This is a genomic window from Limnospira sp. PMC 289.06 (assembly GCF_032350395.1).
Classification (GTDB): domain Bacteria; phylum Cyanobacteriota; class Cyanobacteriia; order Cyanobacteriales; family Microcoleaceae; genus Limnospira; species Limnospira platensis.
Genome location: NZ_JARPLC010000230.1, coordinates 2,521 through 3,179, shown reverse-complemented (window position 1 = coordinate 3,179; position 659 = coordinate 2,521). Strand labels below are relative to the sequence as shown.

At 35.7% G+C, this 659-nt stretch carries 1 pseudogene; it reads right to left on the bottom strand.

The annotated features are described in order from the left end of the window. Window positions 1–386, bottom strand: a pseudogene (locus P5674_RS23795) (ATPase); the annotation flags it as partial. Window positions 387–659: the final 273 nt, after the last annotated feature.

The following is a 659-nucleotide window of genomic DNA, read 5'->3' as shown; positions in this document are numbered from 1 at the left end:
TAATCTTGAGGTGTGGGAGAATGAGAAGAAGAGAGATCGGAGGGCGATCGGTGTTGTTCACTACAAATATTAACTTGATTATTGCCGATTCCAATTTGCATAAAATTAGTAGAATTTCCAGTAGCAGACAGTTCTGCTTGTTCTAGAACAGAAAACACATTAGACTTTTTAACATCTTCCCCAACCACATCAGACAGAAGTTTCCATAACTTCCAGGCTTCTTTTTTGACATGATCGTAACTTTTCTCATTGTTTGCGGCAATTTCGTAATAATCCTGATGTTGCCAAATCCCCTGTAATATAGACTTTTGTAGCCAATCAAGATGTTTTCCAGTTTTAGTGAATACCTGTTCATCAGTCCAGTTTAAAACTTCTTGAATATCCATAGGAAAAAGTGGGGGTATGCAAGGATAATCCCACTTTATCACACTTTTCCCCACTTGGCGACAAAAATCCCACTTTATCCTACAAAATCGGTCTTGTAAATAATTGTAAAATCCCACTTTATCCCACTAATTGTTATAGATAACTCTCAAGTGAACTGCTAAAATTAAACAGCGATAGGATCTTGTATGTATTGATAATCTAATCCTGGAAAATAATTATGGAATTGTTTAACTTGTTTGCGAAAAAATCCTCTCAAGAAACCAAGGCAATTA